The 20,450-nt window shown below is 48.9% G+C and carries 21 protein-coding genes and 2 pseudogenes; 11 read left to right on the plus strand and 12 right to left on the minus strand.

Annotated features, from left to right (window positions below; translation table 11 throughout):
* Window positions 1-117 precede the first annotated feature (117 nt).
* Both ACR2PX_RS27435 and ACR2PX_RS27440 read right to left on the minus strand, forming a co-directional pair.
* Complete coding sequence (locus tag ACR2PX_RS27435) at window positions 118-345, minus strand: hypothetical protein (protein ID WP_434002544.1); 228 nt, start codon at window positions 343-345, stop codon at window positions 118-120.
* Between the two features lie 21 nt (window positions 346-366).
* On the minus strand, window positions 367-531 hold the full coding sequence (locus tag ACR2PX_RS27440) for a hypothetical protein (RefSeq protein ID WP_434002545.1): 165 nt from the start codon (window positions 529-531) through the stop codon (window positions 367-369).
* A 413-nt stretch (window positions 532-944) separates the two neighbouring features.
* Here ACR2PX_RS27440 and ACR2PX_RS27445 point away from each other — a divergent pair, with 413 nt between their 5' ends.
* The 5 genes from ACR2PX_RS27445 (at window position 945) to ACR2PX_RS27465 (ending at window position 6,523) form a co-directional block, all read left to right on the plus strand.
* The gene (locus tag ACR2PX_RS27445; RefSeq protein ID WP_434002546.1) at window positions 945-1,970 is read left to right on the plus strand and encodes an amino acid ABC transporter substrate-binding protein; all 1,026 of its coding nucleotides are present in this window, start codon (window positions 945-947) and stop codon (window positions 1,968-1,970) included.
* A 187-nt stretch (window positions 1,971-2,157) separates the two neighbouring features.
* Window positions 2,158-3,318 carry an amino acid ABC transporter permease gene (locus tag ACR2PX_RS27450; protein WP_434002547.1) on the plus strand — a complete coding sequence of 387 codons (1,161 nt, stop codon included), beginning with the start codon at window positions 2,158-2,160 and terminating at the stop codon, window positions 3,316-3,318.
* A gap of 11 nt (window positions 3,319-3,329) precedes the next feature.
* Window positions 3,330-4,415 (plus strand): amino acid ABC transporter permease, encoded by a 1,086-nt coding sequence (locus ACR2PX_RS27455; RefSeq protein ID WP_434002548.1) that lies wholly within the window; start codon window positions 3,330-3,332, stop codon window positions 4,413-4,415.
* Window positions 4,416-4,460: 45 nt separating this feature from the next.
* Window positions 4,461-5,231, plus strand: coding sequence for an amino acid ABC transporter ATP-binding protein (locus tag ACR2PX_RS27460; protein WP_434002549.1), 771 nt, complete (start codon window positions 4,461-4,463; stop codon window positions 5,229-5,231).
* Window positions 5,232-5,467: 236 nt separating this feature from the next.
* Complete coding sequence (locus ACR2PX_RS27465; protein ID WP_434002550.1) at window positions 5,468-6,523, plus strand: NAD(P)-dependent oxidoreductase; 1,056 nt, start codon at window positions 5,468-5,470, stop codon at window positions 6,521-6,523.
* Between the two features lie 754 nt (window positions 6,524-7,277).
* On the opposite strand, the gene glmS is transcribed toward ACR2PX_RS27465, so the two are convergent.
* On the minus strand, window positions 7,278-9,110 hold the full coding sequence (glmS, locus tag ACR2PX_RS27470) for a glutamine--fructose-6-phosphate transaminase (isomerizing) (RefSeq protein ID WP_434002551.1): 1,833 nt from the start codon (window positions 9,108-9,110) through the stop codon (window positions 7,278-7,280).
* Window positions 9,111-9,170: 60 nt separating this feature from the next.
* Entirely contained in the window at window positions 9,171-10,547 is a 1,377-nt protein-coding gene (gene glmU, locus ACR2PX_RS27475) for a bifunctional UDP-N-acetylglucosamine diphosphorylase/glucosamine-1-phosphate N-acetyltransferase GlmU (RefSeq protein ID WP_434002552.1), read from the minus strand.
* Window positions 10,548-10,876: 329 nt separating this feature from the next.
* Between glmU and ACR2PX_RS27480 the strand changes: the two genes are divergently transcribed.
* The 3 genes from ACR2PX_RS27480 to ACR2PX_RS27490 all read left to right on the plus strand — a co-directional run bounded on the left by ACR2PX_RS27480 (window position 10,877) and on the right by ACR2PX_RS27490 (window position 13,023).
* Entirely contained in the window at window positions 10,877-11,617 is a 741-nt protein-coding gene (locus tag ACR2PX_RS27480; protein ID WP_434002553.1) for a TrmB family transcriptional regulator, read from the plus strand.
* Between the two features lie 229 nt (window positions 11,618-11,846).
* Entirely contained in the window at window positions 11,847-12,593 is a 747-nt protein-coding gene (locus ACR2PX_RS27485; protein ID WP_434002554.1) for an outer membrane protein OmpK, read from the plus strand.
* A gap of 157 nt (window positions 12,594-12,750) precedes the next feature.
* Window positions 12,751-13,023 carry a spondin domain-containing protein gene (locus ACR2PX_RS27490; RefSeq protein ID WP_434002555.1) on the plus strand — a complete coding sequence of 91 codons (273 nt, stop codon included), beginning with the start codon at window positions 12,751-12,753 and terminating at the stop codon, window positions 13,021-13,023.
* A 90-nt stretch (window positions 13,024-13,113) separates the two neighbouring features.
* Here the strand turns inward: ACR2PX_RS27490 and ACR2PX_RS27495 are convergent, their stop codons facing one another.
* The 7 genes and pseudogenes from ACR2PX_RS27495 to ACR2PX_RS27525 form a co-directional block, all read right to left on the minus strand.
* A complete protein-coding gene (locus ACR2PX_RS27495) occupies window positions 13,114-13,290 on the minus strand; it encodes a hypothetical protein (protein WP_434002556.1) in 177 nt (58 codons plus the stop codon).
* Between the two features lie 27 nt (window positions 13,291-13,317).
* Window positions 13,318-14,688 (minus strand): M60 family metallopeptidase, encoded by a 1,371-nt coding sequence (locus ACR2PX_RS27500; RefSeq protein ID WP_434002557.1) that lies wholly within the window; start codon window positions 14,686-14,688, stop codon window positions 13,318-13,320.
* 157 nt (window positions 14,689-14,845) lie between these two features.
* Entirely contained in the window at window positions 14,846-15,055 is a 210-nt protein-coding gene (locus ACR2PX_RS27505; protein WP_434002558.1) for a transposase domain-containing protein, read from the minus strand.
* Window positions 14,988-15,227: pseudogene (locus ACR2PX_RS27510) on the minus strand (IS66 family transposase); the annotation flags it as partial. The gene ACR2PX_RS27505 and the pseudogene ACR2PX_RS27510, both read right to left, overlap by 68 nt.
* 171 nt (window positions 15,228-15,398) lie before the next feature.
* Window positions 15,399-15,824 (minus strand): annotated as a pseudogene (locus tag ACR2PX_RS27515) (IS66 family transposase zinc-finger binding domain-containing protein); the annotation flags it as partial.
* Window positions 15,825-15,885: 61 nt separating this feature from the next.
* On the minus strand, window positions 15,886-16,080 hold the full coding sequence (tnpB, locus tag ACR2PX_RS27520; RefSeq protein WP_434002565.1) for an IS66 family insertion sequence element accessory protein TnpB: 195 nt from the start codon (window positions 16,078-16,080) through the stop codon (window positions 15,886-15,888).
* Window positions 16,081-16,240: 160 nt separating this feature from the next.
* On the minus strand, window positions 16,241-16,393 hold the full coding sequence (locus tag ACR2PX_RS27525) for a hypothetical protein (RefSeq protein ID WP_434002559.1): 153 nt from the start codon (window positions 16,391-16,393) through the stop codon (window positions 16,241-16,243).
* Window positions 16,394-16,489: 96 nt separating this feature from the next.
* Here ACR2PX_RS27525 and ACR2PX_RS27530 point away from each other — a divergent pair, with 96 nt between their 5' ends.
* The gene (locus tag ACR2PX_RS27530) at window positions 16,490-17,719 is read left to right on the plus strand and encodes a thioredoxin domain-containing protein (RefSeq protein ID WP_434002560.1); all 1,230 of its coding nucleotides are present in this window, start codon (window positions 16,490-16,492) and stop codon (window positions 17,717-17,719) included.
* A gap of 46 nt (window positions 17,720-17,765) precedes the next feature.
* Here ACR2PX_RS27530 and ushA read toward each other — a convergent pair whose 3' ends face one another.
* Window positions 17,766-19,415 (minus strand): bifunctional UDP-sugar hydrolase/5'-nucleotidase UshA, encoded by a 1,650-nt coding sequence (ushA, locus tag ACR2PX_RS27535; protein ID WP_434002561.1) that lies wholly within the window; start codon window positions 19,413-19,415, stop codon window positions 17,766-17,768.
* A gap of 238 nt (window positions 19,416-19,653) precedes the next feature.
* On the opposite strand from ushA, the gene ACR2PX_RS27540 reads away from it, so the two are divergent.
* Window positions 19,654-20,043 carry a hypothetical protein gene (locus tag ACR2PX_RS27540; protein ID WP_434002563.1) on the plus strand — a complete coding sequence of 130 codons (390 nt, stop codon included), beginning with the start codon at window positions 19,654-19,656 and terminating at the stop codon, window positions 20,041-20,043.
* Window positions 20,015-20,194 carry a hypothetical protein gene (locus tag ACR2PX_RS27545; protein WP_434002564.1) on the plus strand — a complete coding sequence of 60 codons (180 nt, stop codon included), beginning with the start codon at window positions 20,015-20,017 and terminating at the stop codon, window positions 20,192-20,194. Before ACR2PX_RS27540 ends, ACR2PX_RS27545 begins: the two co-directional genes overlap by 29 nt.
* Window positions 20,195-20,450: the final 256 nt, after the last annotated feature.

Genomic DNA, 20,450 nt, shown 5'->3' on the forward strand with positions numbered 1-20,450 from the left:
CTCACTTGCCCTTTGCCGCTCTAAGGGAGTTTTACTCAGTCGACCGTACTCCCCGGTACGGCACTCCTTCGCAAAATCCCTTAGAGCGACAAATGCCTGCGCGAGATTCGGCGCAGTTTATGAAATAACCGGGTTAGCAAGAATTCTTTCTTTGACTTCATCTATTTCATTTCCAAGAGGTGTTTCGCTATCTTCAAAGGCTGGATTGAGGAGGTCATTGTTGACAGCATCCCGATAGGTTTCCGCCAATAGCTTGAGTAGGTCTTCTATTTCCGTCTCTCTATCTAATATCTTATCTCCTATTCGTCGGAGATTACCTCTGACATCGTCTCTACTGATGCCCACCGTGACAACTTGCTTGGAAGCTCATCTTGCCAATAGAGGTGATGCTGGCTGGCTTGAACCTTCCCCGGTTAGATGAGTTGTTGCAGAAACGCTTGTTGCTCTGGCAGCGCCTGTTTGTTTAAGAGGGTTAGATGGATTGGGGCCAGTCCATGCACTGCGAGCGGGTTCTGGGGACGTTCTAAACATTCTGTGATCCTTGATGTTTTCTGATTACAGATTTGACCACTAATGAAGCACTTAAGTTCCATATAGGGGCAGCCTTGTTAGAGAAACTGACAGTTGAAACCAGAAACAGTATTGGCATAATTCTTGTTTGTAGAATGCTATTGGGTACTCTGTTTACATTGTCAGTATTGCCTTGTGTTTATCTTTGGCTGGGTAAAGAGCAGGATGGCGATACAGAGAAAGACTTCAGTACGGGAGTGGTTCCAGCTGCTTGGTCGGAGCTCTCAGGCTGAAAGGCTGTTGACCATGATACAGCTCCATTCAGTCTGAGAGCTTTATCATGGGATGTGGTTGCCAGTCCTGCACAATAGCGGTAAGGTTCTGCAGGTATCAGATGCCTATTACAAAGAACAATAACAATCAGGACCGGAATCATGATCAGAAAGCTCAAAAAGTGGGTGGCGCCTGCTCTTATGCTGGTAGCCACCAGTGCACAGGCAGAGACCAGTAGCACCACTCTGGAAACCGTATTAAGCAAGGGCTACCTCAGTTGTGGGGTGAATACGGGACTGCCAGGTTTTGCGACTCCTGATGAGAAAGGCGAGTGGTCTGGCATGGATGTGGACGTTTGTCGTGGAGTAGCTGCTGCTGTTCTGGGCAATGCCTCCAAGGTGAAATTCATTCCCCTGACGGCGAAGGAGCGTTTCACTGCATTGCAGTCAGGCGAAATTGACATGCTCTCCCGTAATACCACCTGGACGCTCACCCGTGATGCTTCACTGGGTCTCAACTTTGCCGGTGTCAGCTATTACGATGGTCAGGGCTTTCTGGTGAAAAAAGAGCTGGGTGTGACCAGTGCGAAACAATTGGATGGCGCTGCGGTCTGCATCCAGTCCGGTACGACAACGGAGCTGAACCTCGCTGATTATTTCCGTACCAGTGGTATGAAATATCAGCCGGTTGTATTCGATACATCTGATGGTACCGCCAAAGGTTTTGACTCCGGTCGTTGCGATGTCCTGACTTCTGATCAGTCCCAGCTTTATGCTCTGCGACTGCGTCTGTCAAAGCCCGATCAGGCTGTTGTTCTTCCTGAAGTGATTTCCAAAGAACCTCTGGGACCACTGGTTCGTCAGGGTGATGATCAATGGTTTAACATTGTTAAATGGTCACTGTTCGCCATGATCAATGCTGAAGAGCTGGGTCTGACTTCTACCAATATCGATAAGAGCAAGTCTTCAACCGATCCTTCGGTGCGCCGCTTCCTGGGTATTGATGGCCCCAAGGGTAAAGGCATGGGGCTCAAGGATAACTGGGCTTATCAGGTGGTTAAGCAAGTCGGAAACTATGGCGAAATCTTTGAGCACAATATTGGTGAATCCTCTCCTTTGAAGATTGAGCGTGGTCTCAATGCCCAGTGGAGTCAGGGCGGCATTCTTTACGCTCCTCCTTTCCGTTAAGAGTCTGGGAGTCTGCTGGAATTAAGATGATTTTATGCTCGAAAGCTTAAATCCAGCAGGCACCTGAAAGTGACTGGCAGCCGTTTTGCAGTGGGCTGCCAGCAGACATCTGTCAGATGCCTATAGCGAAATAAAAATAAAGAACAATAGCCATGAACGGATTTTTCATGGGCAATAAAGGCACCCTATGTTTGTAAGACTCTGGCGAGACCCGGTCTGGCGAGCTGTTCTTTTTCAGGTTCTGTTGATCCTTGCTGTCGTGGCAGTGGTCGGATGGGTAGTCAATAATACCCTGTCGAATCTGGAACAGCGTGGTATCAGTACCGGCTTTGATTTTTTATCCCAGTCAGCAGGGTTTGGTATTATCCAGACGCTGGTGGAGTATGACGAAAGCCACAGCTTTGGCAGAACTTTTCTGGTGGGTCTGCTCAACACCCTGCTGGTGTCGTTTCTGGGCGTTATTTTTGCCACCATTCTGGGTTTTTTGGTCGGTGTAGCCCGGCTTTCCTCCAACTGGCTACTGTCGAAACTGGCCAGTGTCTACATTGAGATTTTTCGGAATATTCCTCTGCTGCTGCAGATTTTCTTTTGGTACTTTGCCGTTCTGGGCATTTTGCCCAGTCCCCGTCAGAGTCTCAGTCTGTTTGATGCCATTTTTCTGAATGTTCGAGGTATCTCTCTTCCCTGGCCTCTATTGAATTCCGGAATGGTGACTGTGGCCTGGGTTCTTGTGGCCTGTGTTGTTGCAATATTGCTGATGATGTTTTTTAACAAACAGCATCGAAAGAATACCGGAAAGGCCATTCCTTTTATTAAAGCGATTATGGTTTCTATCGTCCTGTTGATACCTCTGGTGACAGGCTTTCTGGTTGATGCTCAGTTGCAATGGGAGATACCGGCGTTAAGAGGGTTTAATTTTTCTGGCGGGCTGGTGTTGTTGCCAGAATTGGTCGCTCTCTGGTTTGCTCTGACTATCTACACAGCTGCTTTTATTGCGGAGGTCGTTCGCTCTGGCATTGAATCCGTTAGCAGAGGGCAAAAGGAAGCCGCTGAGGCGTTGGGCCTTAGGCCTCGCAGAGTTCTGAGTCTGGTGGTGATTCCCCAGGCAATGAGAGTGATTATTCCTCCGCTGACCAACCAGTATCTGAACCTGATCAAAAACTCTTCTCTGGCGACGGCTATAGGTTATCCAGATCTGGTCAGTGTGTTTGCAGGCACAACGTTGAACCAGACCGGTCAGGCGGTGGAGGTTATTGCCATGACCATGGCCGTTTATCTGACCATCAGTCTTACCGTCTCTGTATTAATGAACCTCTATAACCGCTGGGTATCGCTGGTTGAGCGGTAAGGATCCTCTTTATGAAGAGCACGATGGAACAGCAAATGATTCCTGCCAGAGAGCCCCCGGTGAACTCAAGGGGCATTGTCGGCTGGATGCGGGAAAACCTGTTTGTTACCCCTTTACAGTCACTGCTGACACTGACCATTATTTATGGGCTTTATCTGATCATCCCACCGTTCTGGCAATGGGCGGTGATGGATGCCACCTGGACCGGGTCCAGCCGTTCAGCTTGCAATATTGAAGGGGCCTGCTGGGCGTTTGTCACTGCACGACTGGATCAGTTTATTTATGGTTTCTACCCGGAAACTGAAATCTGGCGGGTTAATCTCTTTTTTGCCCAGTTGGCTTTGGTTTTGGGATGGCTGATGATTCCAGCTATTCCGGGCAAAAAACTGGCATTGGGAATGGGGTTGCTGGTATTGCCAGTGACATCCTGGCTGATTCTGTCAGGTGGTTTTCTGGGGCTGCCCGTGGTTGATACACACCAGTGGGGCGGTTTGATGGTCACGTTGGTGCTGGCTCTCTATGGCATGCTGGCGTCATTACCGGTGGGTATTCTGCTGGCTTTGGGCAGACGCTCCTCCATGCCGGTCATTCGAACTTTCTGTACTGCCTATATTGAACTCTGGCGTGGCGTTCCGTTGATTACCGTCCTGTTTATGGCTTCGGTCATGCTGCCACTGTTTGTGCCTGAAGAAATTGTTTTCGACAAGCTGGTTCGGGCTTTGATTGGTATCGTAATGTTCCAATCCGCCTATATGGCAGAAGTGGTACGAGGAGGATTGCAGGCCATTCCAAGAGGTCAGGTGGAAGCTTGCCAGAGCCTGGGAATGGGTTATTGGCAGAGCATGTTACTGGTTGTCTTACCCCAGGCTGTGCGATTGGTGATTCCTGGTATCGTGAATACCTTTATCGCCTTGTTTAAAGACACCAGTCTGGTATTGGTTATTGGTCTGTTTGATCTGCTCTCCATTGTTCAGGCTGGCCTGAATGACCCTGAGTGGCTGGGCAGTGCCGTGGAAGGTTATCTTTTTGCCGGTTTTGTTTTCTGGTTGTTCTGTTTTGCTATGTCAAAGTACAGCCAGCGTCTGGAAAAGAGCTGAGTTTGAATGCGGAATTCACAAAGAATAATAAAATGAGAGGTCTCCATGGAAAAAATGATCCGGGAAGGTAAAGACCCGACAAGCCCTGTCATTAAGTTGCAGGGAGTCAATAAATGGTACGGGAACTTCCATGTCCTGAGGGACATTAATCTGGATGTGCTGCGTGGCGAAAAAATTGTTATCTGTGGTCCTTCTGGCTCCGGTAAATCAACCCTGATACGCTGTATTAACGCACTGGAAGAACATCAGGAAGGCCAGATTATTGTTGATGGCACAGAACTGAACCGGGATCTGAAAAATATAGAAAAGGTTCGTCGTGAAGTGGGTATGGTTTTTCAGCAGTTCAATCTGTTTCCTCACTTAACTGTCCTTGAAAACTGCACACTTGCACCTGTCTGGGTCAGAAAAACTGCTAAGAAAGAAGCCGAAAAAACGGCGATGGAATATCTTGAGCGCGTCCGTATCCCGGATCAGGCAGACAAGTTTCCCGGACAGCTCTCCGGAGGGCAGCAACAGCGGGTGGCGATAGCCCGAAGCCTCTGCATGAACCCTGAAATCATGCTGTTTGATGAGCCTACTTCGTCATTGGATCCGGAGATGATCAAGGAAGTGCTGGATGTCATGATTGAGCTGGCCAATGAAGGCATGACCATGATTTGTGTGACCCATGAAATGGGTTTTGCAAAAACCGTAGCGGATCGCATGATCTTTATGGATCAGGGGCAGGTTGTGGAAGAGGCCACGCCAGAAGTGTTTTTCAATCATCCAGAGTCTGAGCGCACCAGGGAATTTCTGGGGCAGATCCTCAGTCATTAGCAGGTTAGCCAAGAATAAATCACTTGGCCTGAAGTTCAGAAAGAACGGCCATGTTTTCCGCTAGATTTGATTAAATGAGTTGGCTATTCACAAAGATTTAGTGAATAAGCTGACTCATTCCCCCCAGCTTTCTACTCGAGTACAACGTTTGGTCAGTCTCCAGAGTTTGACAGTTCAGACTCCAGTGCTTTCTTTAATACTGAATCAGAACTGAAACAGCCATTAGGTAAGACTGGATGACTCTATTCGAAACATTACAGCATGTGGTAGAGCGTAGCTTTTCCATCAGAGAATACCCCTGTTTACTGGAGCAGTTAAAGCGTTTTGAAAAAGAGAAGCCGTTTGCGGGTATGCGGCTACTTTATGCTGCTCCTCTTACCCAGAATACGCAGGTTGCCTTGCTCCCTGTTGTTGCAGGTGGGGCGGAGCTAACCCTGTCCTGGCCAGAAATCATTGAAGCCGATCCGGAAGTCGTCGCCCTGTTTCAGAGTAAGGGGGTTCGTTGTTATGAGAAGGTGCCGGATGTGCTGTCTTTTGATGTCATTCTGGATTGTTGCGGAGAGCATGCTGATCTGGAAGCCCGTTATGGATACGTTGAGTTGACCCGCAGCGGGTTAAGTTATTATCACAGTCTGAGCGGCAGGCCCTGCCTTGATGTTGATTCAACGCTGATTAAAAACCTTGAAACGGTTCTTGGCACGGGTGATGGTCTGCTCAGAGCCATGAAGCAATCGGGTTTCGAAGACTTGAAGAACAAAAAGGTGCTGTTGTTTGGCTATGGTAAGGTGGGTGTCGGTATCAGCAGAGCTATGGTTTCAGAGCAAGCCCGGCTGACCGTGGTAGAGCTGAGGGACAAACCTGTTGATAGTGCTATAGCTGAATGGATAAAAGCAGACGATACAAAAAGCGTTCTTGCTGCTGTTGCTGAAGCGGATTTTATTATTACAGCCACTGGTCTTTCAGGTGTGATTGAAAAGTATTATCCGTTACAGGCCTTTCTGAAGAGCAAGGCGGTGCTCATTAATATGGGGGCTGAAGATGAGTATGGTGAATCGGTTCCAGGTCAGTCCGTAGCAAATCAAAAAGCGGCCTTTAACTTTATTCTGGAAGAGCCAACCCAGATGAAGTTCATTGATCCTGTCTTTGCACTTTACAACGAGTGTGCATCCTTGCTGATTTCTCAGTCCTGGGCTGAAGGAATACGGCGTCCTCCAGAAGTTCTGGTTCAATCACTGGTTGATACATTCTGTCGCGATCAGGGATACAGCAGGACGGATTTTGAGATCCGATAACCTAGGAGCCTGTCGGACTTAAGACTATTTCGGCCTGAATTTCAGAAAGAACGGCCCAATTATTCGATGAATTCGATTAAATAGGTCAACTATTCTCACGAATCCATCGAAGCTGTCTAGAACGCTCAAGACTGTCGACTCGTTCTACTGAAATTTATGCTCGAAAGCATAAGTCCGACAGACTCCTAGAAGATTAAAGATATTTTGGTCTAGCTGTATTTTACGGCATTAGCCGTGCAAGTCACATCAACACTATGTCATGTTTTTCCGAATGCGTATGCCCGTTGAATTAGTAAGAGCTGGCTGTCATCCAACGATGTACCCGTTTTGCCCAGAGCCCAACGCATTCAAGAGTTAGACAATCACACGCTTCTTTCTTACTTTGAGGATTAGGAATACCTTTATATCCCCCCCTTACCACTAATTCTTCTGAAAATACCTGTAGGCCAACGTAGAGATTTTTTTAGAAGACTTCGTTCTATTTCAGCCATAGTTTGCTAATCCAGTTCAGCCGAAGACTTCAACTTGAGTAGTTGAGTAGTTGAGTAGTTGAGTAGTTGAGTAAAGAGAGCAATAACAGCCTCTGATGCAAAGAGAAGGGAGCTCTAAACCTGCTTTAGTAGCTATAGAAAGTGTATCGACAAGTCATAACGGGAATTGCTCCCTGACTTCGGTTGTTCTTGGAGACCACACGAGCAATAGGAAAACAGCCAGTATCGCTGCACAATAGCGATACTGGCGGAAAATTTCTGATTTATTCCACAGTCACCGACTTGGCCAGGTTACGAGGCTGATCGACGTCAGTCCCCTTGATGATGGCCACATAGTAGGACAGCAGCTGGAGAGGTACGGTGTAGAGGATAGGTGCTACTACTTCTGGCGCAGCTTCTACAGGTAATACCTGAATACCGTCGCCTGCTACCAGACGGGCATAGCGGTCTGCAAAGACAAACAGCTGACCACCTCGGGCTCGGACTTCTTCCATGTTGGATTTCAGTTTTTCCAACAGGTCGTTGTTAGGTGCAACCACGATAACGGGCATATCGTTATCAATCAGCGCCAGAGGACCGTGCTTCAATTCACCTGCAGCATAAGCTTCAGCGTGAATGTAGGAGATTTCCTTAAGCTTCAGCGCACCTTCCATGGCAATCGGATACTGAGTACCGCGACCGAGGAAAAGGCTGTGATGCTTATCGGCAAAATCTTCAGCTACTGCTTCGATTTCACCGCTCATTTCCAGAGTACTGCTGATGATATGAGGCAACTCTCTCAGGGCTTTAACGACTTCAGCTTCCTGTTCTTCCGTCATACCGGTATGACGACCAATGGCCGTTACCAGCATCAGCAAGGCGGCCAGCTGAGTGGTGAAGGCTTTGGTTGATGCTACACCAATCTCTGCTCCGGCTCGGGTCATCAAAGCGATATCAGATTCGCGCACCATGGACGATCCGGGTACATTACAAATGCTCAGTGAAGCCATGTAACCCATTTCTTTAGCCAGCTTCAGCGCTGCCAGAGTATCTGCCGTTTCTCCAGACTGGGAGATAGTGACGAACAGGCAATCCTCAGGCACAAAGAATTTGCGATAACGGAATTCGGAAGCAATTTCTACACGACAGGGTATGCCGGCCAGCTCTTCAAACCAGTAACGGGCGACCATGCCGGCATGATAACTGGTGCCACAGGCAACAATCTGCACGGCTTTGGTTTTATTGAGAATCTCGATACCGTTCTTACCCAGAATATCCAGATTCAGCTTGGTTTCGCCCAGGCGTCCTTCCAGAGTATTGGCAATGGCATCGGGTTGTTCATGAATTTCTTTGAGCATGTAGTGACGGTATGGTCCTTTGTCACCAGCATCGTGTTCAACGTCACTTTCCTTGGCCGTACGGGTCACACTTTTGCCATCTACATCAAAGACGGAGACAGTTGTTCGAGTGACTTCAGCAACATCGCCTTCTTCCAGGAACATGAAACGACGAGTCACCGGGAAAAGAGCCAGCTGATCGGAGGCTATGAAGTTTTCACTCAACCCCAGACCAATCACCAGTGGGCTGCCAGAACGGGCAACCACCAGACGCTCAGGATCTTTACGATCCATCACCACCATGCCATAAGCACCTTCAAGCTGAGGTACGGCCGCTTGAACTGCCGCGATCAGGCTGTCTACACTTTTCAGTTCATGGCTGACCAGGTGGGCAATGACTTCTGTGTCAGTATCAGAAGCAAAGGTATAACCTTCCTTTTCCAGCTGACTTCTCAACAGCTCGTGGTTTTCGATGATGCCGTTGTGAACCACAGCAATATCTTCACCGGAAACATGAGGGTGAGCGTTGCGCTCATTCGGTTCACCATGAGTAGCCCAGCGGGTATGGGCAATACCGGTACCACCTGGAACGGGTGTCTGCCCAATGGCTTCACTCAGTTCGGAAACTTTTCCGGTTCTGCGGAGACGTTGAAGTTCGCCGTTTGCACCCACAATGGCTACACCTGCGGAGTCATAGCCGCGATACTCCAGACGACGCAAACCTTCTAACAAAATGGGCGCCACATCCCTTTGCGCTACAGCACCTACAATGCCACACATAATTTTCTACCTTTGATCTGTGTTCTGCATGAGCGGCAGGAGTTATCTCCTGCCTGACAATCAATTCTTTTTGGTGGGACGCTGCCAGCCGTCAATATTTCTCTGACGACTCCGGGCGACACCCAGCTGACCTTCTTCCAGGTTCTGGGTAATGACTGAACCGGCTGCAGTGGTCGCACCTTTACCCATAGTTACCGGTGCAACCAGTGAACTGTTGGTGCCAATGAAGGCATTATCTTCAATGATGGTTTTGTGTTTGTTGACCCCATCATAGTTGCAGGTCACGGTGCCAGCTCCGACATTTACCCCTGCACCTATTTCAGCGTCGCCTATATAGGTCAGATGATTGACCTTGCTGCCTTCACCGATAACGGCCTTTTTCGTTTCGACAAAGTTACCCACTTTTGCATTTTCTGCCAGCTGGGTGCCCGGGCGCAGTCGTGCGAAAGGACCCACCTCACAGTTAGCAGCAACTTCTGCGTCTTCAAGGATCGAATGCGCCTTGATCACAGTACCTTCGCCAATTTTTGAATTGCGAATGACACAGCCAGCTTCGATCACCACGCTATCTGCAATCTCGACATTGCCTTCCAGAATCACGTTGATATCCAGCAGGATATCCTTGCCGGTTTTAATATCACCGCGAATATCCAGGCGGGATGGGTCAATAATAGTGACACCGCTGGTCATCATGGCAGTCGCCAGCTGCTGCTGGAAAGCCCGCTCCAGTTCTGTCAGCTGAACCCTACTGTTAACACCCTCTACTTCTGTAGCCTTTTGAGGTTGAACATGGACAACGGGGGTCTCTTCAGAGACAGCTTTGGAAACAACATCCGTCAGGTAATATTCCTTCTGGGCATTCTTATTATCCAACCCCATGACCCATTCACCCAGCTTGCTGCCTGGAATAGCCATGATACCGGTGTTCACTTCATTAATAGCCAGCTGCTCGGGCGTTGCATCTTTGTCTTCAACGATGGCCTGCACACTGCCAAAACCGTCCCGCACAATACGGCCATAACCGGAAGGGTTGGCCAGATTAATGGTCAGCAGGCCCAGTCTTTCTCCGTTGCTGGCTGCCAGCAGGGATTGCAGGGTTGAAGCATGAATCAGTGGCACATCTCCGTACAGAACCAGAACCACATCGGCATCTTTACAACCAGGCACAGCCTGCTGTACGGCATGACCTGTGCCGAGTTGTTCCGTTTGCTCAACCCATTTGAGATCGTAATGCCCCAGGGCGCTTTTTACCTTTTCTGCACCGTGGCCAATGACCACGTGAATCTCACCCTTACCGATCACTTTCTGGGTTTGCAGGGCACTGAGAATCACGTGCTCCAGCATGGGCTTACCGGCAATAGGGTGCAGAACTTTGGGAAGGTTAGACTTCATACGGCTGCCCTGACCGGCAGCAAGAATGACAATATCAGCTCTCATGGTTCTCTCTTAAACAATTCGGGTTTCTCTCTATGTCGCCTGCCGGGGGAAAAACAAAAGCAAAAACCATGGCAAAACACATGGCAAAACACATGGTTCACCTCCCCTGGAAAAACCGTTTGAACCTCTCAATCTGAACCCATTGGCTTTCAATGAACTCATGCAGACAGTACAGACAGGACAAATAACAGCAGGAAACATCAGAAATAAGTGCCTCTTTTCTTACAATCGATGTCATAAGAAGTGCTGACACTTTTCTACAGTATTGAATTTAGCTTATCCTATAACGTCTGAAACACAACTGTGTTTGTCATTGGAAAATTGACAATATGAACCTGGACACACTGGAACAACTGGGACTCGATCAGAAGGAAATCAAGCTTTATCTGGCCCTGTTAAAGCTTGGCACCGCCTCTATCCGTGATATTGCGGCACAAGCAGATATTAATCGCGGGACCACCTACGAGACCCTGAAAGGCCTGGCCGGTAAAGGTATTGTCAGCTATTTCCCTAAAGGTAAAAGGCGGGTTTTCTGCGCAGAGCCCCCCGAAAAGCTGCTGGATCTGGCAGAAGAAAAAAAACAGTCTCTGGAACAAAGTATTGAAGAGATGAAACAAAAGCTGATTCCTCAGCTGAATCAACTCAAGCCGGATTTCAATGCAGGAAACGTCCGTTTCTACGAGGGCGACAGCGGCATTGAGTTTGTGTTGAAGGACATTCTGAATACGGTGGCCAAGCAGGATGAGAAAAACTATTCCATTTTTTCATCCAAACCGATCCGTCAGCATCTTTATCGCCCCTTCCCGAACTATACCCAGCAGCGTATCCGCAAGGGCATTAATGTCCGGGTCATTGCCATTGGTGAAGGCGGGGAAGACGCCGAGCTTTCTGAACGAAAATGGATCAATGCCATTGGTAACATTGATGCCAGCTACATCGCTATTTACCCACCCAAAGTCGCCATGATTTCATTAGCGTCCATGGACTATCCCGTTGCTGTTGTTATTGACTCCAAAGAGATTGCCAGCACTCAAAAGATCATCTTCGATACTCTCTGGAACTCGCTATAAAAACATTCAATTCATAGCAACAAGCCTACAAAATCTTTGCACAAGCCATTCGGGTTGCACCCTGGAAATACTTGATTACGCATACTGCGACAAGGGGATGAACATATAAACAAATTAACTACACGCACATTGACGTTAGTATTGATCGGAAACTGACCATCCCTGAATACTTACAAAGCCTATAACTTTCTCGGCCTGAATTTTTTCTCTGACCGGAATCGGGCTATCCATGAAACTCCTGCGTAATGCCACACTGGCACTGGCTGCTGTATCTGCTGCTTACACCACCACTGCCAGCGCTGAATACCAGTACGGCTTTGGTAACATCAGCATCAACCGTCTGGACTGGTCCAACGGCACTGAAGAGCGTACAGCAGGTGGCAAAAAAGACTTCACTTACCTGGAGTTGGAAGGCGGTGCCGGTTTCGACTGGGGTGAGATTTATGGTTTCATCGATCTGGAAAACCCACACAAAAGCAATGAGGAAGATGACGGTGACGGCCGTCGTATCGCCATGAAAGGCACCATGCGCCTTAATCTGGGCGACACCGGTTTCAATCTGTACGGTCAGGTTTATGACCTGAGCACCGATGGCTTCAATGAGCAAAACCGTGTTGTTGGTTTTGGCTATAACATTGCCCAGGGTTCTTTCTTCTTCAAACCCTTCATTGGTGTACACAACGCCCAAACCACCTACTACAGTGGCAATAATGGCTACATGCTGGGTTGGGTTCTGGGTTACGGCTTCAAAGCCTTTGGCGAAGACTTCATGGTCACCAACTGGCATGAAACTGAATTTAACCGTGACAAAGATTATGCTGACGGCAAAGAAACCGGTCAGAACGGAGCTGTTTCCCTGTGGTGGAATGCTACCGATAAGATCACTGCTGGCCTTCAGTACCGCTATGCAGACGACAAGCTGGGTGCCAACACCTACCAAAATGCAATGATCTACTCCCTGAAGTACAACTTCTAAAGATCAACGCCGTCTTGCCCTGTTCCTTTCGGAGCAGGGCGTTCAAAAAACCAGTCAACTACTATCCCTTCTTCTTGTTTATTCAGCGCCTTAGTTCATTCAACTCAACAAACCTATCATTCTCAAAGTTAGCTTTAAAAAGTCGCTCGTTCTTAGAATGACAAAAGTCTCCCCCCTTAAATTCTCAAAGCACTTTATTATCTCAGCTCATCATTCTGGCACCGAAGCCAATACCGAATCTGCTGGCACCATGCCGGGTCCGGCTGACAACGGTGAAGGCTTTAACAGTGCCAGAGATGATTTTGCTGATGAAGTCAGAATGCACAGCGGTGTTGTCACCTCCGATGACGGACTGAGTGGCTCAGTTCTGACTCAGGAACACCGGTGGGATAACCCGACGGTTCGGGTAGTCATTACCCGAGTGAAATAGCTCAGACCACTTTCATTCTGACTATAAATCCATTCGTGCTCTTCATCTGAAGAGCACTTTATTGGCAGGAATTTTGTTTTCAAGTGTCAACTAAATTCCAGACAGACCATTGATTATCGGTAAGCGCATGGTGATGACCATGCAGACAACATTGGCTTGCTTATCGTTGTTAATCAGCACAACATCTTTCATGCGGTTAGCTATCGCCACCTTCAGGCGAACCGCATAGCTCATGCGCTGGCAAGTGAACGCACGGATGATCACCATCGAATCACGGTGGAATGACGCCTATCCTCAGAAAGCATCATGATGCCAACAAGGATATTGACCAAATACCTGTTGCTGGGCTTCAGGGCTGAATGGGATACCCCAGTCGCTGAACAGAGGCGCCAGGTTATAGCCGCTGGCCTCGCTTAACTCGATCAGAAAGCGATCATTGCCTTTGAATTCGGACTCCATGGTGCGATATTTTTTGTAAAAGTGAGTGATAGCCTCAGGGGAGTGTTCATTGATAAGCCGCATAAGGAAAGAGCCCTCTTTCCAAGAAGGCTCTGTCTTGAATGCTCCTGTCCAGCCTTTTAACAAGAAGAAATAGAGCTGACCCGGAAATCCAAAGTAATTATAAAAATCTCCGCTCCAGCCGTTCTTGAGTTCTATCCCCCTGTGGCCAAGTCGGTATCTAAAAGCGTACAGGAGTACACCAGCTATGCCTTGACCACTGCCTAGTAATGGCACCCTGTCTTTTGGCTCATAATTATGACCCAGTTCATGCCTTGCTAAATAGCCGTTACGAATGGTCTCTGGGTCAATAAAATCGTATGGGGTTGCTTTGGCGCGAAGAAATCGGGTATTGCGTGCGTCGAAATACTGAAGCCAGTAAAAAACAACATTGAACCCAGCGTATGATTGTTTGCCATGATTCGTTTGGCAATCCAGAACAAAACGAAAGGGCAGATCCGGCGCTCTATGACGAATGTCCTCTGCATCCGGAGTCAGCCCCGCCAGCGCGTTAGCGTCTTTAACCAACTGATCGTAGGCATTGATCACAGGGATGGGGTTGACCAAGTCACGGATCATCGCCGATGGCAGGGTGAGAATGGTGTGCTCTCCCTCCAACTCAGCCCAGGGGGCGGGATACTGCCTGATGGTCTTCCACTGCGCAGGCGTGTCTCTGCCCAGCTTGAACCATGGGGCGCGAACTGCGCCTTTAATGGTCACCTCAAACGCCTCTTCTCCCGTCTGGTCGCTCTCCAGATAGATCAGGCCGGAAGCCCAATTTCGATCCTCCTGTTCCGGTTTATCCAAATTCATAAGATCTGAGGCATAACTGACTCTTTTTAAAGGCTTGGGAGCGTTTACGAGCCTACCCGTATGAGCCCCAATTCGGAGTTGGGGTCTTTTATGCGTCTCACTCAAAGGGTGAACTTCAACCGTAATGGATTCCCCCGGGACTCGATATAGCCCGGTGCTTTGCTGGTTTTTCGGTGGGAACAAAAGTTTTAATTCAGAAAAATCTCGGGGGTGAAGTGAAAACTTAACCGTTTTAGTGACCCGTTCGGCCTCGGCAGGCACGGTTCCGGGAAAATCATCACCAATGGGCATCAGGTGACGGTATGCCTCAGGTATATCGTCATTAGCCTCTACACTCGCCGGTGGACACAACATCGCAATCATTGACAGAAAAAACGTGCTGACAGCGAGGCACCTTATACATCGAGCTATACATTGAGTCCGGGATATATTGCGTTTGAACATTTTATTGTATTCCCATGTTTCGACAATCAACTCAGATGCAACGGAGACTGCCCCGCTGCATCTTCTGCTACTGGAAATAATCCATTACCTTTACGTCATCCGGCACAAGGTTCATGGGCAAGAGATGCTTCACGCACGCCCCTTTTTCCAGTTGCGGCAGCCTGGTCAGCACATACCGGAACCAAGGGTAAGGCTCCAGCCTATTGGCCTTAGCCGTTTCCACCAGACTGTATAGCACCACACTGTCCTGTGCGCCATGAACGGAGTGAGCAAACACGGCCTATCACGAAGGATTTGATAGAACGTTCAGCGGCGTTGTTATCAATATCCAACAGACCATCGTCAAGATAGCGCGGCAGGTACGGCCATTGGTTCAGAGCGTAGGTGATGGCCTTGCCCAGTTTGCTTTCGGGCAGGATTCTCAGTTGCTGTTTTTTCAGCCATTGTCGCACGGGTGATTTCAGCCCCCATGCGCTTGAGAATGAATTCCTGTCGGTACAGAGGCAGGGCGTCGCAATATTTGCTGGTAATGATCCAGGCCAGCAGGCCCGGCATGGCGATGCTTTTGGGATGGGCATCGTCGGTGTCGGCGCTGTTTTTACGCCCGCCTCACAGGCGCAGGCGTATTTCAGACGACGGATTTCCAGTACTTTGACCTGGGCTGGCACGATATCCAGCTTGCAGCTGCTTTCATAACCAAAGGCTTTGAGTGTGTCACCGCAGCCGTCGCACTGCTTGTCGGCGTCGGCAATATCGATCTCGACCACTTTCCGTGGCAGGTCTTTTGACAGCGGTTTTCTGACCGGCTTCTTGCGCTCATGGGCAGGTACCTGCTGAACGTCCGGTTCGTCGGGTTCTTCTTCAGCCAGAGCCTCAGCTTCATTGAACAGCTGACCCTGACCGTCAAAACGCTCACTGGATGCGGCAAACTGTTGGTGTCGGTTCAGGCGGAACTGTTCTTCGTACCACGCCAGTTTCACCTTCAACTGGGTATTTTCCAACTGTAGGTCTTCAAAGGTCTGGGCGGGTACGGTAAGGGTATTCATGCCCGCTATTATCCCGCAACCCCTGTCGTTTTTTTATTGAGCCAGGTTATGGCAATGGTGTTCATGCCACCGCCTGATACAACATGGGACGATGAGCGGCTTTCTGGTTGAGGGGCAACCCGTCCAGTAAGCAGTTCAGCTGCCTGCGGGTAATGCTCACCGCCTCATCGGATGAATTGGTTGCAGGCCATTTGAACCGGCCTTTCTCAAGACGGCGGTAGTACAACCAAAAACCGTTAGTTTGCCAGTGCAGGATTTTGAGCTAATTGCGCCCCCGGTTGCAGAATACGAACAGGCTCTCGGAGAATGGGTCAAGCTCCAGCACCTCGCTGACCAGAGGGCAAGGCCGTCAATGGACTTGCGCATGTCGGTGGCACCCGGAGCCAGGTAAACCTTGAGAGACATCGCATCCCCCATCATGCCGCCTCCAACACCTGAAGAACCATCTGCAAGGCTTGCGGATCAAATCCGGGTGCGAGTTCAATACGGATGCCTCCGGGGCTGGTGAGGGTAATACCGATTTCAGATGATACAGGCTGTTTGGCCGGGGCCTCATCGGCAATATTCACGGGCAATATTCACGGGCAATATTCACGGGCAATAAAGAACGAGAAGCCTCTCCCTGGATTTTCAATCAAGGCACTCCAGAAGAAGATGTTTATTTTGTGGCCAGTTATGGCCATCAGGACTTTGAGAATCAGACGCCTCTGGTTCGATTGCAGTCTCTTTGTCCCCATGGCCATTATTTTCACTCCAGCCATTGTGACTGCGACGAGCAAAGAGACCTGGCCATGGAGATGTTGGTCAATGACAGCACCGGTGGTTTCCTGGTCATGGCCGTAGGGGAAAGACATGCCGGCAGGGGCATCGGCCATGTGATGATTGCAGGACTGTATTCTTACGGCTTTAGTACCGGCCGAGATGTAGTGACAGAGTCGTTCAATGATCTGGGATTTCATCAGGATGAGCGAGACTTTTCTGCCTCTTTGCAGGTCTTGTCCAAGATGGGTATTTCCCGAATCCGGCTGACGACCAACAATCCTGATAAAGTGAGTCAGGTTGAAAACAGTGATGGTATATCCGTCGAAGAAGTCGCACCCCGCACTGACCGCGCTATCAACGATGTCATCAACGATATCATCAACGATGTCAGAGAAGAGTTATTGAAAGCAGAGTCTGTCAGCAAAGAAGAAGTGAAATCCGTTTACGAACAATACAAGAATCAGATTGGCCGACCACTGGAAGAGATTGAAGTGGCGTTAACCCAGCAGCTTCAACAACAGAAGCAAAAAGAAAAAGTGCTGGCCCTGATTGAAAAGGTCAAAAAAGAAACCGGCTTCATCAACAAGCTGGAAAAGCCTGAACCACCCACCTTCTCAATGGATCTGTCACCTTATCCCTTCAAAGGTCCAAAGGACGCTCAAATCACTGTCGTAGAGTTTGCGGATTACAACTGCGGTTATTGCCGTAACAGCAAGCCTGAAATCGACAAGTTGCTGAAGCAGTATGGCGACCAGGTTAAATTCTATTACATCGATTACCCGGTTACTGAAAAAGGGGTTGCCGGAAGTACTACACAAACAGCCAGAGGCGCCTATTGTGCCGGACAGCAGGACAAGTTCTGGGATTTCTATAACCTAGCTTATGAACAAGCGGTTACCATGGAAACCGCTTCCGAGCTGGCGAAAACCCTGAAACTTGATGCACAAGCCTTCAATGCCTGTCTGGCTTCTGACGAGTCGGCAGAGTTTGTCAAAAACTCCGAGAAAATGGCTCAGGATCTGGGCGTAACCGGTACACCCACCCTGTTCGTCAACGGCCAACTCCTGCATACACACGATGCTGGCAAGGATCTCAAAGCAGAGCTTGAAAAACTTCTGCCTCCCAAGTCCTGATAGCACGGTCAGGGTGCCCAAAGGCACCCTGATCAGATCAATAAACTCAACGAGCGATATTACCTTTGCGTGGTTGATATTCACTGGCCTGAAGTGGCGAATGCTTCTTGATGTAATCTCTCAATACGACAGCATCTGTATAACCTGTGTTCACAAAAGTAGGATTATCATCAATCACTGGCCATTTATCCCCGCCACCAGCCGAAAAGTCATTGATCGCCAGACGGTACACTTTATCTTTCTGGACAGGCTTGCCACCTATCTCCAGACGCTCCAACCTGTCACCTTTCATGGTTAGTTTTACATTCGCAAACTGGGCAAACCCACCACTGACCGGACGTATGTCGGCAATGTCTTCGATATAGCGCTTCAGATCCTGGCCCTTCATGTCCACATAACAGACCATGTTGCCAAAGGGCTGCACTTTGAGAATATCTTTTTCGGTAATCTCTCCGGCGGGAAGTCCGGTTCTGATCCCGCCTCCGTTCACAACCGCCAGATCAGCCCCGGCTTTCTCCATTTGAGCTCTGGCCAGGAGATGACCAATCGCAGCAGGCTTCGAACGGACCAGAGAACGTTCACCACTCAGAGCCTTGTCCAGGGTACCCACTTTCTTCATAAGCAGATCCTGGGCTTTATCATGGTAGGGCTTAAGGGCATCCAACACGGCCTGATCTTCTGGAATTTCTTTCCCTATATTCACCCACACTTCTCGCCCATTGATCATTTCGGGCCTTTTCAAATTGACGGGTATCAACCGGTAATTGATCATCTTCAGCACACCTTTGCGGTTTCCTTTGCCGTCAAAGTTATCCATGTAGTAGTACTTGAAATCTGCCCGACCAACGTATTTCCCCCACTCCCAGGCTTGAAGAATGTAGGTACTGTTTTTGATATCCGGTCTCTCGAGCTTATTTTGTGAATGACCACCAACAATAATGTCGATGCCATCAACCTCTTTGGCCAGAGTCACATCGCCAGGAGCGTTCTCACCGTGCCTGGCATTGGGATAATGGCCGATATGAGTCAGGGCAATGACAATATCCATTTTGTCGTCCTGCTTGAGCACAGGCACCCAGGTTCTGGCTGCACCCACCGCATTAACAAAGAAAATATCCTCAACATAGTCGCTGTTGACAAGAGCTTCGGTATCCTCGGTGGTCAGCCCCAGAATACCCACCCGAACACCGTCCAGATCTTTCTTTAACCAGGGTTTAAAGACCAGTTGCTCCGAAGCCCGGTAATAAATATTGGCAGAGAGAAAAGGGAAGTCAGCCCACTGCTCCTGCTCCATCAAAACATTCAATGGATTATCAAACTCGTGGTTGCCCAGCGTCATGGCGTCATAGCCAATCTTATTCATACCGACAAAATCAGGCCTGGCCTGCTGTATATCTGATTCCGGTACCCCGGTATTAATGTCGCCTGCTGACAGCAACAACACTTTCCCTCCTTCGCCCTCTACCTCCCTGCGAATACGGTCAATCAGAGTCTTGCGTGCTGCCATTCCCATTTCCCCATGGCGATTACGCCAGAACTTTCCATGGTTGTCGTTGGTGTGCAAAACCGTGAACTCCAGGACTTTCAGCTCTGATGACGGAGGTGGAAGTTTGGAGGATTGCGTAGAACAGCCCAGCAGGACCACAGCAATAGTAACCAGCAACAAGGACAGAGAGCGAAAACGTGAGGCAGGCATAAACAATACTCCAACGGACAAAAGACGCGATCATACCGGCTTTTATCCGCTGAAAGCCCCCATCTCTCTATATCATCTTCTTATCAGTAATCATGCTTTTATTCAGTAGTTCAAAGACTTGTTAGTTCATCTGACAGCCTTGTCAGTGTGCTCTGTAGCTCAATCTGGAAGAATCCTTTCGACACACAGGAAACCCTGCTCAATAGCAGGAGGTCATAAAATTCAAGGAGGAATCACCATGGCTACAATAGGACAATGTTTAAAGACGGCTTGTATTGTTACATCAAGACTTGCAGCTCTGCCTGGAGCCGCTATTGGTTATGCCGGTGGACGTGTTGTAGGTGCCGTAGCTGGTGCCACTATCGTTGGCGGAGCCAAGCTCTCCAATAAGTTGTTCAAGACAACCTTCCAGCCCAAATCCATCAATGATTACTCTAAAATTACCGCCAAAGTCTCCGGAAGTGTGGGAGCCCTGGCCTCTAAGATTGTCGTTGCTTCAGCCACTGGTCCAATACTGGGAGTACCGATTATTCTGGGTACGGTTTTTGACATAATGAATCAGGTCAACAGGGCAAAATCTCAAAACGTTACTCACCTTTATGAGTACAGTTCTGGCAACCACAGATGAAGACACAAAGACTCATCAGACAACTACGTCAAAAGAGCCTCAGCTGACGTTTGAAGATATCAGTCGTCAGAGTTCACTCACCGACGAAGATGACTTCAAAGCACCCAATGACAGTACACTGCACTCGGAAATGAAGGAAGAAGAGCAGTAAAGACTTCTTCACGCCCACCAAACCATCAGTAGCCGCCAGGCGACTGATGGTTTTTTTATTACCTCTAACTCGATTCAGCTTTTCCACGTAACAACAGCCTACACCGGGCGTGAAAGCAAGCAGTACTGACCTAGGAGTCTGTCGGACTTAGCCGACCGTAGCGAGAAAAAGTCCGGTTTGAGACAGTTTTTATGATTATTTGAGGCGAATAGCGAGCTATTCAACGAAAAGAATCATAGAAAATGGCCAAATCCGG

This window comes from Endozoicomonas sp., from assembly GCF_051008435.1.
GTDB lineage: Bacteria > Pseudomonadota > Gammaproteobacteria > Pseudomonadales > Endozoicomonadaceae > Endozoicomonas_A.

Excerpts from the sequence above, each read along its gene's own strand:
- ACR2PX_RS27440 (WP_434002545.1), bottom strand. The coding sequence starts at position 531 with ATGTTTAGAACGTCCCCAGAACCCGCTCGCAGTGCATGGACTGGCCCC.
- ACR2PX_RS27445 (WP_434002546.1), top strand. The coding sequence starts at position 945 with ATGATCAGAAAGCTCAAAAAGTGGGTGGCGCCTGCTCTTATGCTGGTA.
- ACR2PX_RS27450 (WP_434002547.1), top strand. The coding sequence starts at position 2,158 with ATGTTTGTAAGACTCTGGCGAGACCCGGTCTGGCGAGCTGTTCTTTTT.
- ACR2PX_RS27455 (WP_434002548.1), top strand. The coding sequence starts at position 3,330 with ATGAAGAGCACGATGGAACAGCAAATGATTCCTGCCAGAGAGCCCCCG.
- ACR2PX_RS27460 (WP_434002549.1), top strand. The coding sequence starts at position 4,461 with ATGGAAAAAATGATCCGGGAAGGTAAAGACCCGACAAGCCCTGTCATT.
- ACR2PX_RS27465 (WP_434002550.1), top strand. The coding sequence starts at position 5,468 with ATGACTCTATTCGAAACATTACAGCATGTGGTAGAGCGTAGCTTTTCC.
- glmS (WP_434002551.1), bottom strand. The coding sequence starts at position 9,110 with ATGTGTGGCATTGTAGGTGCTGTAGCGCAAAGGGATGTGGCGCCCATT.
- glmU (WP_434002552.1), bottom strand. The coding sequence starts at position 10,547 with ATGAGAGCTGATATTGTCATTCTTGCTGCCGGTCAGGGCAGCCGTATG.
- ACR2PX_RS27480 (WP_434002553.1), top strand. The coding sequence starts at position 10,877 with ATGAACCTGGACACACTGGAACAACTGGGACTCGATCAGAAGGAAATC.
- ACR2PX_RS27485 (WP_434002554.1), top strand. The coding sequence starts at position 11,847 with ATGAAACTCCTGCGTAATGCCACACTGGCACTGGCTGCTGTATCTGCT.
- ACR2PX_RS27490 (WP_434002555.1), top strand. The coding sequence starts at position 12,751 with ATGACAAAAGTCTCCCCCCTTAAATTCTCAAAGCACTTTATTATCTCA.
- ACR2PX_RS27495 (WP_434002556.1), bottom strand. The coding sequence starts at position 13,290 with ATGGTGATCATCCGTGCGTTCACTTGCCAGCGCATGAGCTATGCGGTT.
- ACR2PX_RS27500 (WP_434002557.1), bottom strand. The coding sequence starts at position 14,688 with ATGTTGTGTCCACCGGCGAGTGTAGAGGCTAATGACGATATACCTGAG.
- ushA (WP_434002561.1), bottom strand. The coding sequence starts at position 19,415 with ATGCCTGCCTCACGTTTTCGCTCTCTGTCCTTGTTGCTGGTTACTATT.
- ACR2PX_RS27540 (WP_434002563.1), top strand. The coding sequence starts at position 19,654 with ATGGCTACAATAGGACAATGTTTAAAGACGGCTTGTATTGTTACATCA.
- ACR2PX_RS27545 (WP_434002564.1), top strand. The coding sequence starts at position 20,015 with ATGAGTACAGTTCTGGCAACCACAGATGAAGACACAAAGACTCATCAG.